This is a genomic window from Thermobacillus sp. ZCTH02-B1 (genome assembly GCF_002159085.1).
In the GTDB taxonomy this organism is placed as follows: domain Bacteria; phylum Bacillota; class Bacilli; order Paenibacillales; family Paenibacillaceae; genus Thermobacillus.
The window spans coordinates 63,861-78,294 of record NZ_LZRU01000018.1 but is presented as its reverse complement, the minus strand read 5'-3'; the positions used below and the strand labels follow the sequence as shown (position 1 = coordinate 78,294).

At 63.3% G+C, this 14,434-nt stretch carries 16 protein-coding genes; 15 read left to right on the top strand and 1 reads right to left on the bottom strand.

What is annotated here, in order from left to right:
* Positions 1–363: 363 nt before the first annotated feature.
* Both A9Z00_RS08360 and rsmI read left to right on the top strand, forming a co-directional pair.
* Entirely contained in the window at positions 364–1,167 is an 804-nt protein-coding gene (locus tag A9Z00_RS08360) for a tRNA1(Val) (adenine(37)-N6)-methyltransferase (protein WP_296975782.1), read from the top strand.
* On the top strand, positions 1,167–2,153 hold the full coding sequence (gene rsmI / locus A9Z00_RS08355; protein WP_296975780.1) for a 16S rRNA (cytidine(1402)-2'-O)-methyltransferase: 987 nt from the start codon (positions 1,167–1,169) through the stop codon (positions 2,151–2,153). Before A9Z00_RS08360 ends, rsmI begins: the two co-directional genes overlap by 1 nt.
* A 112-nt stretch (positions 2,154–2,265) precedes the next feature.
* On the opposite strand, the gene A9Z00_RS08350 is transcribed toward rsmI, so the two are convergent.
* Positions 2,266–2,520 carry an AbrB/MazE/SpoVT family DNA-binding domain-containing protein gene (locus A9Z00_RS08350; protein WP_296975778.1) on the bottom strand — a complete coding sequence of 85 codons (255 nt, stop codon included), beginning with the start codon at positions 2,518–2,520 and terminating at the stop codon, positions 2,266–2,268.
* A 267-nt stretch (positions 2,521–2,787) separates the two neighbouring features.
* Between A9Z00_RS08350 and A9Z00_RS08345 the strand changes: the two genes are divergently transcribed.
* From A9Z00_RS08345 to glmU, 13 genes are all read left to right on the top strand, one after another.
* On the top strand, positions 2,788–4,080 hold the full coding sequence (locus A9Z00_RS08345) for an HD domain-containing protein (protein ID WP_296975776.1): 1,293 nt from the start codon (positions 2,788–2,790) through the stop codon (positions 4,078–4,080).
* A gap of 36 nt (positions 4,081–4,116) precedes the next feature.
* Positions 4,117–4,896 (top strand): TatD family hydrolase, encoded by a 780-nt coding sequence (locus tag A9Z00_RS08340; protein ID WP_296975774.1) that lies wholly within the window; start codon positions 4,117–4,119, stop codon positions 4,894–4,896.
* A 518-nt stretch (positions 4,897–5,414) separates the two neighbouring features.
* Positions 5,415–6,560 (top strand): resuscitation-promoting factor, encoded by a 1,146-nt coding sequence (locus tag A9Z00_RS08335; RefSeq protein WP_296975773.1) that lies wholly within the window; start codon positions 5,415–5,417, stop codon positions 6,558–6,560.
* A gap of 204 nt (positions 6,561–6,764) precedes the next feature.
* On the top strand, positions 6,765–7,328 hold the full coding sequence (rnmV, locus tag A9Z00_RS08330; protein ID WP_296975772.1) for a ribonuclease M5: 564 nt from the start codon (positions 6,765–6,767) through the stop codon (positions 7,326–7,328).
* Positions 7,328–8,227, top strand: a complete 900-nt coding sequence (rsmA, locus tag A9Z00_RS08325) for a 16S rRNA (adenine(1518)-N(6)/adenine(1519)-N(6))-dimethyltransferase RsmA (protein WP_296975770.1) — start codon at positions 7,328–7,330, stop codon at positions 8,225–8,227. The genes rnmV and rsmA overlap by 1 nt, the downstream gene beginning before the upstream one ends.
* Positions 8,228–8,290: 63 nt before the next feature.
* Positions 8,291–9,202 carry a sporulation peptidase YabG gene (gene yabG, locus A9Z00_RS08320; protein ID WP_296975769.1) on the top strand — a complete coding sequence of 304 codons (912 nt, stop codon included), beginning with the start codon at positions 8,291–8,293 and terminating at the stop codon, positions 9,200–9,202.
* A gap of 143 nt (positions 9,203–9,345) precedes the next feature.
* Positions 9,346–9,621 carry a biofilm formation stimulator Veg gene (gene veg, locus A9Z00_RS08315; RefSeq protein ID WP_296975767.1) on the top strand — a complete coding sequence of 92 codons (276 nt, stop codon included), beginning with the start codon at positions 9,346–9,348 and terminating at the stop codon, positions 9,619–9,621.
* Positions 9,622–9,700: 79 nt separating this feature from the next.
* On the top strand, positions 9,701–9,892 hold the full coding sequence (locus A9Z00_RS08310) for an alpha/beta-type small acid-soluble spore protein (protein WP_296975765.1): 192 nt from the start codon (positions 9,701–9,703) through the stop codon (positions 9,890–9,892).
* A 227-nt stretch (positions 9,893–10,119) separates the two neighbouring features.
* Entirely contained in the window at positions 10,120–10,974 is an 855-nt protein-coding gene (ispE, locus tag A9Z00_RS08305) for a 4-(cytidine 5'-diphospho)-2-C-methyl-D-erythritol kinase (RefSeq protein WP_296975763.1), read from the top strand.
* A gap of 84 nt (positions 10,975–11,058) precedes the next feature.
* A complete protein-coding gene (purR, locus tag A9Z00_RS08300) occupies positions 11,059–11,898 on the top strand; it encodes a pur operon repressor (protein WP_296975761.1) in 840 nt (279 codons plus the stop codon).
* A 112-nt stretch (positions 11,899–12,010) separates the two neighbouring features.
* Positions 12,011–12,406: a RidA family protein gene (locus A9Z00_RS08295; protein WP_296975759.1), complete on the top strand. Its 396-nt coding sequence runs from the start codon at positions 12,011–12,013 to the stop codon at positions 12,404–12,406.
* A 126-nt stretch (positions 12,407–12,532) separates the two neighbouring features.
* The gene (spoVG, locus tag A9Z00_RS08290; RefSeq protein WP_296975758.1) at positions 12,533–12,820 is read left to right on the top strand and encodes a septation regulator SpoVG; all 288 of its coding nucleotides are present in this window, start codon (positions 12,533–12,535) and stop codon (positions 12,818–12,820) included.
* 161 nt (positions 12,821–12,981) lie between these two features.
* The gene (gene glmU, locus A9Z00_RS08285) at positions 12,982–14,400 is read left to right on the top strand and encodes a bifunctional UDP-N-acetylglucosamine diphosphorylase/glucosamine-1-phosphate N-acetyltransferase GlmU (protein WP_296975757.1); all 1,419 of its coding nucleotides are present in this window, start codon (positions 12,982–12,984) and stop codon (positions 14,398–14,400) included.
* Positions 14,401–14,434: the final 34 nt, after the last annotated feature.

Genomic DNA, 14,434 nt, shown 5'->3' with positions numbered 1-14,434 from the left:
CTCCGTCAGCATTCGGAAGTTGCTAAGGGACGTTATACGACCGACCAAAGGATACGTTAACGGGATGATCCGGTTGCTTAGGGGGCCGTGGCAGAGTAGCACAACGGGCATGGCATTGAAAGGGCTTGGAGGATACTAATACCAGAAAAATGAATCGCCAATCCCATAAGGAAGAAGATCAAAAGCGCTTACAAGGGAAAGGTTCTTTTCAAGTTCGCATCCAGAATCCAAAAAAGGTGCCCACACTAGCTTGACTCAGGCATCCGTCGAACGGCATTTGCAGAAAGCCGGATTGTTCATTAAGCTTAAGGTGAGAACGCCATTTTCCATCGGAATGGCAGGCAGGGAGTCGACGTTCCGATCATGGACAGGCCCGACGCGCATCCGCCGCTTGAAGCCGGCGAACGGCTCGATGATCTGCTCACGCGGGATATGAAAATCATCCAGAATCCGGAGGTGTTCAGCTTCTCGCTGGACGCGGTGCTGCTCGCCCGCTGGGCGGCGGTGCCGCCGCGGGGACGCGTGCTCGATCTGTGCACGGGCAACGGCATTGTGCCGCTGCTGCTTGCGACGAGGACGGAGGCGTCGATCGACGGCGTCGAAATCCAGCCGCGGCTCGCGGACATGGCCCGCCGGAGCGTGGCGCTCAACGGCCTCGGGCACCGGATCGCGATCATCGAGGCCGATCTGCGCGAGTGGTCGAAACAGCCCGAATCGCGCGGCGTCTACGACGCGGTGACGATCAATCCTCCCTATCTGCCGCGCGGGTCGGGGGATTTCAAGGAAAATCCGTACAAGGCGGTGGCCCGCCACGAGATCGCCTGCACGCTTGAAGATGCCGTGTCGGCGTGTGCGGCGGCGGTGCGAAGCGGCGGCCGCGTCGCGATGGTGCACCGCCCGTCGCGGCTCGCGGACATCATGGGGACGCTGCGCCGCCACCGGCTTGAACCGAAGCGGATGCGGCTCGTCCACCCGAGGCGGGAAGCGGCGGCGAACATCGTGCTGATCGAGGCGCTCAAGGACGGCAGACCCGAGCTCCGGGTCGAGCCGCCGCTCGTCGTCTACGAACCGGACGGGCGCTACACGGATGAATTGCTGGATATATTTTATGGTAGAAAAACGGAATTGCGGTGTGCGGCCGCGGCGCCGGAGGAGGAGGGAACCTGATGGACGCCAAACCCGGGACAAGACCGAAGCGGGACGGCGCGGCGGCCGGAAACCCGGACGACGTGCGGGGCGCCGGGCCGGGCGTAAGGGTCCAGCGGAGCTTCGAGGAGCGGGATCGGCCCGGCACGCTTTACCTCGTGGCGACGCCGATCGGCAATCTGGAGGACATGACGATGCGCGCGATCCGCACGCTCCGGGAGGCCGACCTGATCGCGGCCGAGGATACGCGCCAGGCGCGGAAGCTGCTCTCGCACTTCGGCATCCGGAACCGGCTCGTCAGCTATCACGAGCACAACAAGGATGCGAGCGGTCCGGAGCTGATCCGGCTGCTGGAGGAAGGCCGCAGCATCGCGCTGGTCACCGACGCGGGCACGCCCGCCGTCTCCGACCCCGGCGCGGAGCTGGCGGCCGAGGCGGCGGCGCGCGGCATTCCGGTCGTGCCGATTCCCGGCGCGAATGCGGCCTTGTCCGCGCTCATCATCTCGGGACTCGAGACGCGCCGGTTCCTGTTCGCCGGCTTCCCGCCCCGCGACCGGAAGGGGATGATCCGGTTTTTGGACAGCCTGGAGACGGAGCCGGGGACGATCATTCTGTACGAATCGCCGCATCGCGTGCTGAAGACGCTGGAGGCGCTGGCCGGCCGGTGGGGCGGCCGGCGCATGGCGCTCGTGCGCGAGCTGACGAAGCTTCACGAGGAAGCGGTGCGGGGCACGGTGGCCGACGTGCGGGATTATGCCGCGGCGCATCCGCCGGTCGGCGAATGCGTCCTCGTCATCGAGGGAGCGGCGGAGCGCCCGGCCGGCGGAGCGGAGGAAGGCGACTGGTGGAAACCTCTGACGCCTGCCGCGCATGTTGCCCATTACGAAGGACTGGGTTTGGACCGCAGGGAAGCGATGAAGCGGGCGGCGGCGGACCGCGGGTTGAAGAAGCGCGACCTGTACGCGGCCCTGCTGGCCGAAGCGGACGCCGGTCCGGACAAGCCCTGACGGGGCGAAAAAAAAACCTTCCCGGCCGGCATCCGGCTCGGGAAGGCGCGAAAAGGAGTAAAAAAAGGTTAGAATGATCCAGGCAATGAAAAGTCCGTGCCGCTTCCGGACATCAGTTGCCGGCGGGCACGGGCAGCTCGGCAATGCACTCGTGGCAGACGATCTTGCCCTTGAAATATGTGACATTCTCGGCATTGCCGCAGAAGATGCAGGCCGGTTCATACTTCTTCAGCATGATGCGTTCCCCGTCGACATAGATTTCAAGGGCGTCCTTCTCGCCGATGCCGAGCGTGCGGCGCAATTCGATCGGAATGACGACACGACCCAGTTCGTCGACCTTGCGTACAATGCCAGTGGATTTCATCATGATGATTCGAGCTCCTCTCAAGCGATTCAACATGATTCGACATGGTTCAACTTTTTCTGCTAATTATAGTACCAACCATTCCCATAACAGTCAACAGAAAATAACAGGAAATTTTCGGCGACATTCGTTAGGAACGGCAAGCTAAAGCGTATTCTTCCTTTTTTCCGGGCATATGGAGGCGATCTTAAGAGATAATCAGGATTTCGACATAAATCGACATTTCTTCGACAATTCCGACATGAACCTGTCGAAAGAGGTGGGTGCCGCGTGCGTCACGAGCTGCCCGAAGAGAAGGTGTTCAAGGATCCCGTCCACAAGTACATCTATGTTCAGGACCGGATCATCTGGAACCTCATCAACGCGAGGGAATTCCAGCGCCTCCGGCGGATCCGCCAGCTCGGCACGTCGTATCTGACGTTCCACGGCGCCGAGCACAGCCGGTTCTCCCATTCCCTCGGCGTCTACGAGATCACGCGCCGGATCATCTCCCAGTTCGAACGGCTGGGTGATGCGGACTGGCCGAAGGAGGAACGGCTGACCGCGCTGTGCGCCGCCCTGCTGCACGACGTCGGGCACGGGCCGTTCTCGCATTCGATCGAGGCGGTGTTTGACACGCACCACGAGGAATGGACATGCCGCCTGCTGCTGGAGGACACGGAGCTGAACCGCGTCCTGCGGGAAGTGGCGGCCGACTTTCCGGAACGGATCGTGTCGGTCATCCGCAAGACGCATGAGAAGCCGATCGTCGTCAGCCTCGTGACGAGCCAGCTCGACGCCGACCGGATGGATTTTCTGCTGCGGGACGCTTACTATACCGGCACGAATTACGGCACATTCGACATCGACAGGATTTTGCGCGTCATGCGCCCGCACAAGGGTCTGATCGTGGTGAAGGAAAGCGGGATGCATGCCGTCGAAGATTATCTGATGTCCCGGTATCAGATGTACTGGCAGGTCTATTTCCATCCCGTGACGCGCAGCTCGGAGATCATCCTGCGGCTGATATTCCGGCGCGCGAAGGAACTGTACCGCGAAGGCTGGAAGTTCGCGCATCTTCTTCATCCGCTCGGTCGCCTGTTCGACGGCCAGATGACGGCGGATGACTATTTCCGGCTTGACGAGCCGCTGGTGCAGACGCAGTTCATGATGTGGACGGAAGAGAAGGATCCGCTGCTGTCCGACCTGTGCCGCCGGTTCCTGCACCGCAGGCTGTATAAATACACGACGATGGACGAGCCGGATGAAGCGCTGCTGGACAAGGCGCGCGAGGCGCTTCAAGATGCCGGCTTGAACCCGTCCTATCATCTCGAACTGGATTACCCGTACGATCATCCGTATCATGTATACCGGCCGGGCGGCGAAAGCGGCCCGGGAGCGCAGCCGATTCTGCTGCTCGGCGATAACGGCGAACTGTCGGACATCGCGGACCGCTCCGAGATCGTCCGGTCGCTCGCCGGTATCCACCGGGGTCGACACCATCTTTATTACCCGGAAGACTTGCTGCTGAAACACCATGACCGGATGCCGGCCGACATCCGGCGGCTGTTCGGCCTCGCGTGACGGCGGCTTCGGGCACAAACGAAAGGGGAACGAAACATGTTGATCGATTCGCACGCGCATCTGGATTCCCGCAAATTCGACGGTGATCGGGAAGAGGTGATCCGGCGCGCCAGGGAAGCCGGCGTCGAAAAGATCGTCAACATCGGCTTCAACCGCGAGACGATCCCGACGACGCTCGAACTGGCGGAGCGCCATCCGTTCATCTATGCGGCCATCGGCTGGCATCCGGTCGACAGCATCGACCTGCGCGAGGGCGATCTCGAGTGGATCGAATCGCTCGCGAAGCACGAGAAGGTCGTCGCGATCGGCGAAATCGGCCTCGACTACCACTGGGACACGTCGCCGAAGGAAGTGCAGCATCAGGTATTCCGCGAGCAGATCCGGCTGGCCCGGAGGCTCGGCCTGCCGATCGTCATCCACAACCGGGACGCGCACGAGGATGTCGTGCGGCTGCTCCGGGAGGAGCGCGCTTCGGAAGTCGGCGGGGTCATGCACTGTTTCTCGGGCAGCTGGGAAATCGCGAAGATGTGCCTGGACATGAACTTCTATATCTCGTTCGGCGGGCCCGTCACGTTCAAGAACGCCCGGGTGCCGAAAGAGGTGCTCGCGAAGGTGCCGCTCGACCGCCTCATGATCGAGACGGATTGCCCGTATCTGGCGCCGGAGCCATACCGTGGAAAGCGGAACGAGCCCGCCTATGTGACCCATGTGGCGGAAGCGGCCGCCCAAATCAAGGGAATGGACTTACAGGAACTGGTATTTTTGACCGGTCAGAATACTCTGAATTGTTTCCGGATTCGAGATAACTCGGTCTGAGCGGCCGATACGACGACTATGGCCACAAAAAAAGTCGGTTTCCCCGCGAGAAAATTCCGGATAATGCCCTCTGAACCGAAAATAACGCGAATCTCACATTTTGAGCGTTCTTTACAACGCGGGACGCAAGGGGGTATGATGTCTCACAGAACTTTGCTGACAGCCGGGCATTTCCGGACGCGGAGTCTCCCGGCGCCGACGCCGGCCCGGCGGATCCCGCCGGCCGCAACGGACGATTCCCGAAGGGAATCGCCGGAAGAGTTCACCCGAAGGGATTCGCCTCGTGCTTCGACAGGAGAAGCAGAAACCTCTTTCCCCTATTCGCAGCCACGATGGGATACGCTGTCGGCGGCTTTTATTTTTTGAATATTGCGTCTACCGGCGACATAGGTTTCACCAGGGGACAGACGGCGGGGCGTGATTCCGGATGACGGCGGGCATCCCGGAACCCGGGGCCGCGTCAATCGTCATCATGCGTCATTCCATGGCGCCGAGCAAAGTTAAGGAGGACCGAGAACATGGGGAATTTCCTTCCGGAATCCCATGGTACCCGATCCGGCATGACCTTCGCGAAGCGCTGGAAGCATGAGAACGTGCGTCTGATTCTCCTCAGTGCCATCCTCTCCGTCGCGATGACGTTCATGCTGCTCGTGCTGCTCTACGGCACGGCCGACAAACAGATCTCGGTCGTCGTGGACGGCGAGGAGCGGATCGTGACAACGAAGCAATGGGTGCTGGAAAAACTGCTTGACGAGCTCGACATCGAGGTCGGGCCGAACGACGAGCTGTCGAAGCCGCTCAACGCGGCGATCCGGGACGGCGACCGGATTGTCATCAACCAGGCCGTACCCGTTACGGTGGTCGCAGACGGCCGGAAGGTTACGGTCTACCCGACGCGCCGCACGGTCGAGGCCGCGCTCGAGAAGGCGGGTGTCGAAGTGCGCGGCGACGACAAGATTTATCCTTCGCCTGACGCGGAACTTGCGCCGAACATGACGATCGAAGTGGTGCGCGTCGACAGGAAGATCGTGCAAGCCGAAGAGATCATCCCGTACGATGTCGTCCGCAAGGAAGACCCGAATCTGGAGAAGGGCAAGGAGAAGATCATCCAGCCCGGCCGGGAAGGCGTCGTGGTCAAGCTCATCGAGAAGACGTACGAGAACGGCGAGCATGTCGGGTCGCGGGTGCTGACGAAGACGGTGACGGCCGAGAAGCAGGACCAGATCGTTGCGGTCGGCACGAAGAAACCGCAGTCGAAGGCGGCCGTGCTGTCGGCCTCCGAGTCCGAAACCCTGGAGAAGATCACGCGGGAAGGCGTGACGTTCCAGCCGCGGAAAGTGCTCAAGAACGTGACGCTGACGGCCTACTCCGCCGGCTTTGAGTCGACGGGCAAGACCGAGGATCATCCGGAATACGGCATTACGGCTTCCGGCACGAGGGTGACCGAGGGCCGGACGATCGCCGTCGACCCGGACGTGATCCCGCTCGGCTGGTGGGTCTACATCGACGGCATCGGATTCCGCCGCGCCGAGGACAAGGGCAGCGCGGTCAAGGGCAAGATCATCGACATCTACTACGACAGCCGGACGAAGGCGGAACGCTTCGGCCGGAAGAAGGGCTACACCGTTTACGTGATCGGGCCGAACAAGCCGACGGCAAGCTGATGGCCGTTCCCTTGATTCATCCTATGAGCCGTCAACGCCATTATGCCATGCGGCCGGAAACCTCTGCGCGGCAGCCTGCGCGGCGCCGCGCCGGGGTTTCTTGTCGTTGGAGGGACGTGGCGGAGCGCATAGCGCGCCGCACGGGCGGCCATCATCAGGAAGAGGACAAGCCCCGGCGGACCGGCCGGAGAAAGGAACGCGTTCATGATTCGAGAGGTCATCGTCGTCGAAGGCAAGGATGACACCGCCGCCGTGAAGCGGGCGGTCGAGGCGGACACGATCGAGACGGGCGGATCGGCGATCGGCGAGGAAGTGCTGCGCCGGATCGAGCTGGCCGCCGCGCGGCGGGGCGTCATCATTTTCACCGATCCCGACCGGGAGGGCGAACGGATCCGCCGCATCGTGGCCGAACGCGTGCCGGGCTGCAAGCATGCGTTCCTGCCGCGGGAGCTGGCGGAGCGGGACGGCAAGTACGGCGTCGAACACGCGACGCCGGAGGCGATCCGGCAGGCGCTCGCGGCCGTCAGGACCGAGCGCCCGGCCGGGGATGCCGGAACGGATGTCGTGGAATGGAGCGACATGATGGCGGCCGGTCTCATCGTCCACCCGCGGGCGGCCGAGCGGCGCCGGGAGGTCGGCAGGCTGCTCGGCATCGGCTACGCGAACGGGAAGCAGTTCTACCGCCGTCTCCGGATGCTGTGCATCACGAAGCGGGAGCTGGGCGAAGCGCTCGCCGCGATGGACGGCGAAGAAGGAGGAAGCGGGTGATGACGAACGGCTTGCCGGACAGCCCGAATGCCGGTGACATCGGCACGCCGAAGCGGACGCGGGAAATCGTCGCGCGCTACGGCTTCACGTTCCGCAAAAGGCTCGGCCAGAATTTCCTCGTCGACGGGAACGTGCTGCGCAGGATCGTGGAGGCGGCGGAGCTCGGTCCCGCGAAGGGAGCGCTCGAAATCGGCCCGGGCATCGGGGCGCTCACCGAACGCCTTGCGCGCGCGGCGGGCAAGGTGGTCGCGATCGAGCTGGACCGGCGGTTGATCCCGATCCTGGAGGAGCTCTTGGAGCCGCATCGCAACGTGGAGATCGTGCACGGCGACGCGCTGAAGCTCGATCTGAAGCGGCTGATCGCGGAACGGTTCGCCGGGCTGGACCAGGTCAGCGTCGTCGCCAATCTGCCGTATTACGCGACGACGCCGATCCTCATGAAGCTGCTGGAGGACCGGCTTCCGCTCGAATCCATCGTCGTGATGGTGCAGAAGGAAGTGGCCTGGCGGATGACGGCGCCGCCGGGCGGCAAGGATTACGGCAGCCTGAGCGTCGCGGTCCGCTATTTCGCGGAGCCGGAAATCGTATGCCTCGTGCCGCGCGGCGTCTTCGTGCCCCCGCCGAACGTCGATTCGGCCGTCGTGCGGCTGAAGATGCGGGAGCGTCCGCCCGTGGACGTCCGGGACGAGGCGCTGTTCTTCCGTGTCGTGCACGCGGCGTTCGCGCAGCGCCGCAAGACGCTCGCGAACAATCTGACCGCGCTGCTCGGCCGGGAACGCCGCCGGGAGGCCGCGGAGCTTCCGGCCTCGCTGGGAATCGATCCCGGACGGCGCGGGGAGACGCTGACGCTTGAAGAATTTGCGGCGCTGGCCAACGAACTTGCGCTGCGGCAAGGATGAGATCGATCGCGCACACCAGACGGGCCGCCCTTCCATAGGATAGACGGAAGAGGTGATCAGCCCATGAAGCAAGGGGATTACGTCGTGCGCAAGTCGTACGGCGGCGACATCCTGTTCCGCATCGAAGCGATCGTCCGGCAGACGGCGATTCTGAAGGGCGTCGATTATCGTCTGCTGGCCGACGCGCCGCTCTCCGATCTCGTGCTCGTCCGGAATCCCGAGACGAGCGGCGCCTCCGTGGCGGCGAAGATCAAGGAGCACGAATCGCTGCGGCGCATCCGGCAGGGGGAGGAGGAGAGCTTCCGCCCGGGGCCGCAGCCGGAGGACGGGGCGGAAGCGTACCGCGACGATCCCGAGGGAGCGCCGGGCGGCTACTTCGAGATGCCCGGCCGCGTCCTGCATCTCGACGGGGACGGCACGTATCTGCGCAAGAGCATGGCGCTGTACGCCCGGATGCGCGTGCCCGCCCACTGCGTCCACTGCCATGAATCCGCGATGCCGGAGGTGCTCGCGCACCTCTTGCCGCAGGCGCGGCCGGACATTGTCGTGATCACGGGCCATGACGGCGTGCTCAAGAACCGGCCGCACGTCAGCCTGCGTCCGCTGAGCAGCTACAAGAACTCGATCCATTTCGTGCAGGCCGTCCGCACCGCCCGCGCCTATGAGCCGAACAAGGACAATCTGATCGTCATCGCCGGCGCCTGCCAGTCCCATTTCGAGGCGCTGCTGGAGGCGGGCGCGAACTTCGCGAGCTCACCCCGGCGGGTGATGATCCATGCCCTCGATCCGGTCGTCGTCGCGATCAAGGCGAGCCGCACGCCGTTCCGCGAGACGATCCATCTGACCGACGCGATCCGCGGCACGATCTGCGGCGCGGAGGGCATGGGCGGCGTCGAGACGTTCGGCAAGCGCCGGCTCGGACTGCCCCGTCCGGGCTGGAACGCGAAGACGGTCATCCCGGCGTACGGCGCATGAGATCATGCGGAAAGGCAAACATTCATAAAAAAGGAACACAACCTATTGACAACCGTTTTGTGATGTTGTTATAATATCTTCTTCATTTGACACTACCGCTTCTTTTCGTGTATAATGGACAAGGAAAGAGGTGGTAGTGGACGATGTCGAAGAATGCGCTGCTCGAAATCCGACGTAGTCTGGAGGCACATGTCGGCTCCCGGGTCTGCCTGCGGGCCAACGGGGGGCGCCGCAAGACGATCGAGCGGACCGGCGTGTTGGAAGAGACCTACCCTTCTGTTTTCATCGTGAAGCTTGACCAGGATCAAAATGCGTTCAAGCGCGTGTCTTACAGCTATGCCGACATTTTGACGGAGACGGTCGAGGTGACCGTCGTCAGCGACGAAGGACAGGTGCGGATCGCGTACGTCCCGCACTGAGCCCGCCGCATGAACCGGCCGGATGCGGGCATACTATCCTCCATCACGACGCGGACGCGCGGGAAGGAGGACCCACGCCATGGGCCGCAGAAGGCGAGGCATGATGTCGCAGCAGCTGAAGGAGGAACTGGCGAAGGAGCTCGGATTTTACGGCACCGTCGTCAGGGAAGGCTGGAGCGGCATCCGGGCGAAGGATGCGGGAAACATGGTCAAGCGGGCGATCCAGCTGGCGGAACAGGCGCTTGCGGATCGCGGCCGAAGGATGTCGTGACGAATAACGGATGCATATCGGAAGAGAACCGGGCGGCCTGCCGGCGCTGCACAAGTGCCGGGCGGGCCGCTTTCTGTTTGCGGCCGGTTCCGGGACCGCGGGCGTGGAAGCGCGTGTCGGAGATGGTCGTCAACAGGCGGAAGACGGGAGACCTTTTTCGCGTTCGGCGGGGACCGGTGCTATAATTTGGGATGGACAGTCGAAGGAACGAATGCGGTGGTGAACGCGTGAGAGTCTACGAGAGGGCGCCGGCCAAAATCAACCTGTTGCTTGACGTGCTGCGCAAACGGGAAGACGGCTACCATGAAATCGAAATGGTCATGACGATGGTCGATCTGGCCGACCGGCTCGAATTGGAGGAGCTGCCGCGGGATGCGATCGAGCTGACGAGCCAGACCGGAAACATCCCGTTGGACGAGCGCAACCTGGCGTACCAGGCGGCGCGGCTCATCAAGGACCGGTACGGCGTGAAGAAGGGCGTCCGCATCCATTTGGACAAGCGCATTCCGGTGGCGGCGGGACTTGCGGGAGGAAGCAGCGACGCGGCGGCCGCGCTGCGCGGGCTGAACCGGCTCTGGAACCTGAACCTCTCCCCCGGGGAATTGACCGGACTTGCGGCCGAACTCGGCTCGGATGTGCCGTACTGCGTGCGCGGCGGCACGGCGATCGCGCGCGGGCGGGGCGAGAAGCTGGAGCCGCTCCCGAGCCCGCCGCCGTGCTGGGTCGTCCTGGCGAAGCCGCCGATCAACGTGTCGACGGCCGAAGTGTACGGCCGATTCCGGCCGGAGAAGGTGGAGCGGCATCCGTCGCTCGAGCGGATGGTGCGGGCGATCCGGGCCGGCTCGTTCGGCGACATATGCGCCGAGCTCGGCAACGTGCTCGAGACGGTGACGCTCGAGCTCCATCCCGAGGTGCGCCGGCTGAAGGAGATCATGCGGAAGCTCGGGGCGGACGGCGTGCTCATGTCGGGCAGCGGACCGACCGTCTTCGGCCTCACGGCGAAGGAAACGAAGGCCGCGCGCATCTACAACGGGCTGCGGGGCTTCTGCAAGGACGTGTTCGTGGCAAGAATGCTGACATGAATGCTACGTGGTTACTTGCAAAAAACCGTATAAAAATGATATATTGTCAATATATCATTCGGATTTCATGCGGGGGTGAAGGCCGTGAAGAAGATGAAGCGTAGCGCCAGGCTGGTCGAAATGACGCAATACTTGCTGGCACGCCCCCACACGTTAATTTCGCTGACAGCATTTGCGGACCGGTACCAATCGGCGAAATCATCGATCAGCGAAGATCTGGCCATCATCAAGGAAGTGTTCGAGGAGGAAGGCATCGGACAGCTTCAGACGCTGGCCGGCGCCGCCGGCGGCGTGAAGTTCATTCCGACCGTCCGGAAAGAGGCCGCGCTCCAGGTCATCAAGGAGATTTGCCGCCAGCTCGAGCAGCCGGAGCGGGTGCTTGCAGGCGGCTATCTGTACATGACCGACATGATCGGCCAGCCGCAGATCATGAGCGAGATCGGGCGCATGTTCGCGACCGCCTTCGCCGGCCGCGAGATCGACGTCGTCATGACGGTCGAGACGAAGGGCATTCCGTTGGCCTATGCGACGGCGATGTACCTGAATCTGCCGGTCGTGATCGTGCGGCGCGACAACAAGGTGACGGAAGGCTCGGCCGTCAGCATCAACTATGTGTCGGGATCGACGAAGCGGATCCAGACGATGTCGCTCGCGCGCCGCGCGCTGAAGGAGCAGTCGCGGGTGCTCATCATCGACGACTTCATGAAGGCGGGCGGCACGGTGCAGGGCATGATCGACCTGCTGGCCGAGTTCGACGCGACGGTCGCCGGTGTCGGCGTGTTCGTCGAGTCCGGAGAGGTCGGCGCGGACGAGCGCCTGCTCCACGATTACGTGTCGCTGGCAAGGCTCGCGCATGTCGACCTGAAGACGAAGCAGACGGTCGTCGTGCCGGGGAACTACTTCGATGACATCGCAAGCGGATGACCCGCGCCGCATCGGATCGGGACGCGGCCGGCCGGAAGCGCCGGCTTCGGTCCTTTCGTTTTGCACTTCAAGCCTACCATTCCAATAGGAATACATAAAGGAGGAGATGGACATGTCGCAACGCCCGACCATCGTATCGACGTCCAAGGCACCCGCGGCCATCGGCCCGTATTCGCAGGCCATCCGGATCGGCAATCTGCTCTTCACCTCGGGGCAGATCCCGCTCACGCCGGAAGGCGATCTTGTGCAGGGCGGCATCGAGGAGCAGACGCACCAGATCTTCCGCAATCTGCAGGCGGTGCTCGCCGAAGCCGGCTGCACCCTGTCCGACGTCGTGAAGACCACCGTCTTCCTCAAGGACATGAACGATTTCGTTGCGTTCAACGCCGTCTACGCCTCGTATTTCGGGGATCACAAGCCAGCCCGTTCGACGGTGGAAGTCGCCCGGCTGCCCCGGGACGTCCGGGTCGAAATCGAGCTGATCGCCGCGATTCCGGACGGAAGGTGACGCCGGTCACTTCCAGACGAAAAAATGTCAGTAAACGGAAGTAATTTTGCCAAATACAAGAAGGATTTTTCTTAGATTTGAAGAATATTACACCTAGTCTTGTGTCAGGCAAAGGTGGTGAACAGGATGGAAATTACCGATGTGAGGCTCCGTCGCGTGAATACCGAAGGCCGGATGAAAGCGATCGCCTCCATTACGATCGACAATGAATTCGTTGTTCACGATATTCGCGTCATCGACGGCAACAACGGCATGTTCGTCGCCATGCCGAGCAAGCGCACGCCGGACGGAGAGTTCCGGGACATCGCGCACCCGATCTGCTCGGAGACCCGCGAGAAGATCCAGGCAGCCGTGCTCAAGGAGTACGAACGGGCGGTCGCCGAGGAGGAAGCGGCGATCGAGGAAGGCGCGTGACGATCGGTTCTCCGCAGTCCGGCCGCAACCGGAAGACAAGAAACGCATGATACGGAGAAGAGGGCCTTTGGCTCTCTTTTCTTTTGCCTCCGGCAAGTGGTATAGTCGAGGGAGACGGTCTTAAGCGGCTCATTCGGATGAACTTCGGGAGGAAGGCGTACATGGAGAGAATGGCGGTTGTGCTTGCGGCGGGACTCGGGAAAAGGATGAAATCGAAACGCCACAAGGTGCTGCATCCCGTCTGCGGCAAACCGATGCTCGGACACGTGCTGGACGTGGCGGCCGAAGCCGGCTGCGGCCGGACGATCGTCATCGTGGGGCACGGCGCCGACGCGGTGAGGTCCTATGTCGGCGATCGCGCCGAATGTGTGCTGCAGGCCGAGCAGCTCGGCACCGGTCACGCGGTGCTCCAGGCCGGGGAGCTGATCGGAGGGGAAGAAGGCACGACGGTTGTCATCTGCGGCGACACGCCGCTCATCCGGCCGGAGACGATTCGCGCGATGCTGGAGGAGCACGAGCGGGCCGGCGCCGCCGCGACGATGCTGACGGCGGTGGTTCCGGATCCGGCGGGCCTCGGGCGCGTCATCCGCGGGAAGGACGGACGCGTGGAGCGCATCGTCGAGCACCGGGACTGCACGCCGGATGAGCTCCGGATCACGGAAATCAACGCCGGCACCTACTGCTTCGACAACCGGAAGCTGTTCGAGGCGCTCGGCAAGGTGAAGAACGACAACGCGCAGGGGGAGTATTACCTGACGGACGTGATCGGCATCCTGCATGACGCCGGCGAGACGATTGCCGCGTACCGGACGCCCGATCCGGCCGAGGCGGCCGGCGTCAACGACCGGATCGCGCTGGCCGAGGCCGAGCGGCTGATGCGGGAGCGGATCAACCGCCGGCATATGGAAGCCGGCGTGACGATCATCGACCCGCAGACGACCTACATCGATGCCGGGGTCGAGATCGGCGCGGACACCGTCATCTGGCCGGGCACGATCTTGAGGGGTCGCACCGTCATCGGCGAAGACTGCGTCGTCGGTCCGCAGGCCGACATCACCGACTCCGTCATCGGCCGGGGCGTCACCGTCCGGCACTCCGTGCTGCTCGAGGCGGAGGTCGGCGACGGGTGCACGATCGGCCCGTACGCGCACCTGCGCCCGGGCTCGAAGCTCGCCGCGGGGTGCAGAATCGGCGATTTCGTCGAACTCAAGAACGCGAAGCTGGGGGAAGGGACGAAGGTGCCGCACCTCAGCTATGTCGGCGACGCGATCGTCGGCCGGGACGTCAACTTCGGCTGCGGCGCGATCACGGTGAACTACGACGGCTACAACAAATCGGTCACCGAGATCGGCGACCGCGCCTTCATCGGCAGCAACGTCAACCTGATCGCGCCAGTGAAGATCGGCGAGGACGCCTACGTCGTCGCCGGTTCGACGATCACCCACGACGTGAAGCCGAACGACATGGCGATCGCGCGGGAGCGGCAGATCAACAAGGAGGGTTATGCCGAGAAGCTGCGCGCCCGGGCGCGCGCGAAAAAGGAGCGGCTGAGCCGGGGCGAGGGTTCGGGGGAATCCTGAGCCGCCCCGGCGCATGAAGCGGTCCGGATCTGGA